Source organism: Lysinibacillus sp. VIII_CA (assembly GCF_049943995.1).
Lineage (GTDB): Bacteria > Bacillota > Bacilli > Bacillales_A > Planococcaceae > Lysinibacillus > Lysinibacillus pinottii.
On record NZ_JBNFXM010000056.1, the window covers coordinates 1 to 2,188 of the forward strand.

The 2,188-nt window shown below is 31.4% G+C and carries 2 protein-coding genes and 1 pseudogene; 1 reads left to right on the forward strand and 2 read right to left on the reverse strand.

Going from position 1 to position 2,188, the window contains the following annotated elements:
• Positions 1-179: pseudogene (locus ACP3VS_RS24105) on the reverse strand (lytic polysaccharide monooxygenase); the annotation flags it as partial.
• A 35-nt stretch (positions 180-214) separates the two neighbouring features.
• Positions 215-484 carry a helix-turn-helix domain-containing protein gene (locus ACP3VS_RS24110; protein WP_426390268.1) on the reverse strand — a complete coding sequence of 90 codons (270 nt, stop codon included), beginning with the start codon at positions 482-484 and terminating at the stop codon, positions 215-217.
• Between the two features lie 822 nt (positions 485-1,306).
• Between ACP3VS_RS24110 and ACP3VS_RS24115 the strand changes: the two genes are divergently transcribed.
• Positions 1,307-2,188, forward strand: an 882-nt coding sequence (locus ACP3VS_RS24115; RefSeq protein ID WP_426390269.1) for a condensation domain-containing protein, incomplete at its 3' end; no start/stop codon positions are given.

Sequence of the window (2,188 nt, forward strand, 5' to 3'; positions counted from 1 at the left end):
CCACACATTAAGTTAAGTGCTCCATAATTTTGAGTACATAACGCTGCTCGGCTAGCTGGTTTTTCAACAAATCCATGCGCATATGCATTTGGAGCTGTCGAAATCCCTGTGATTCCGGCTGCTAATAGGGCAGCACTCAGTCCTTTTTTGCTTAATTTTGAGAATTTAGTGTTCATCATCCATCATCTCCTTATAGTCTTCTTAATTCTATCATTCATTTTCGGTATTTCTGTACCGTACCTAATCCCACCCTAACTATACTAGCAATAGAACGTATGGAGAGACCCTTTAAATGCAGCTTTTTAATTAACTCGATTTTTTCATCAGAGATTGGTTTTCGTCCTCTAGTACTACAACTATAACTAGAACTAGAACTAGAACTAGAACTAGAACTTTCAGAATATTGTTGAATGTTCGATTTCTGATTAACTGTATTTAGTAGCACTTCATCTAAAGTTTCATATTTTTGAAAGCCATTTTCCAAATTGTTACCCCCAATTTAGCATAAGTAATAAAGTGCAGTTAATATTTATTTTGAATACCACAATATATGCTTTTTTTAAAAAAATGACAATACTAATAATTTTTAATTTTTTTGTAAGACTAATCTAATGATGATATTAGGCTTCAATGCGTGGAGAACATGACATTTCAACTAAGATTTTTCGTTAATTAAAGGAATACTCCGACAGCGATATACTTGTTTTTGTCAGGGGTAATTTACTTCTTTCATGATTTTTTTATGAGTACCGTAATTGTTACAGCTTTCTTTGAAAATACGAATAATTTCTTTCGCAATCTCTCTATCTTCAGTTTTTACGCACGTTCTCCACTTAATTCGGCATAATAGTAATCCCTATCGTAATTAACTACGTTTAGAAAAAAACAATAACACTATAAAGTAAAAAAATACATATTTTCATTTAATTGACAATTATTTGTTGTTTGTATATACTGTTAGCCATTAGCGTTCTATCGCTTGTGTAGTTGTATTAAAAAACACATTATATTTACACCTTGATAAGTTATGTAAGTAAAATTATTCATGGTGCAGTGAGCAAACTAGAAGATTATTTGCTGAATCTATGTTTTTTGTATATTATATTGATCGTTTCTTAGAGATTTAGGTACGATTATATGTATTCCATACAAGCAGCCAAAATAAAAAAAGAAGTGATTTTTGGGGTGATATGATCCTATATTCTTCTATTTTATAAATGCAAAAAACATACGATTTTAACATAATAAACATCTAAATTCCCTGAATATTTTGTGGGTAATTTTTACATTTATAAGGAGGAACAATGTGAAGCAATTTTTAAAACTAGAAAACCCCCAGTGGATGGACGAAGCACTTTACGATGTAACAGAAAACCAGAAAGTAATGTGGTTGGCAAATCAAATGGATATAGAAGCTGGCATTTATAATGAACCCGTTTCTATACAATTAAAAGGTAACTTAAATCTTATAAGACTTCAAAAGGCATTGGAATATATTGTAGTGAAGCACGTAGCTTTACAAATGAACATTGTACCTACAAATGACGGTCTGAAGCAAATAAGGAAAGAAAAAGTTCATGTTGACTTGGATTTTTATGATTGGTCTTCCTATCCTAGCAGCATACGAAAACAAAAGTTGGACGACTCTTTAAGATCAAATCTTCACACAAGATTCGATCTAACCTCAGATAAGTTGTTTCGTTTTCAACTGTATCAATTGGGACCAAATGAATATCTCCTTTACATGTTGTTTCATCATATTATTTTTGATGGTTGGAGTTTAGGACTATTGCTACGTGACTTAGAACTGGCTTATTCATTAGATACAACCGTTGAAACAGAAAAAAATACGCATGAAATATGGATGTTTGAAAATCTTTTACATAAACATCTAAATTATATTGGAACAGTGAAGTATTTAGAATCTGGGGAATATTGGCGTACAAAGTTAGAAGGCACCTTATCGAGGAGTGCATTTCCAACAAGTAAAGCAAAATCACTTATAAAAACATATCAAGGTGGAGCTTTACGATATCCAATAAGACCAGCTTTATCTAACCTTATAGAACAATTTTCAAAGGTAAATCAAGTTAGCTCATATCGTGTATGGTTAAGTATTTATATTGTTTTATTAAATCAAATGACAAATCAGACAGACTTGTTAATTGGAATGCCAATTAACACGCGA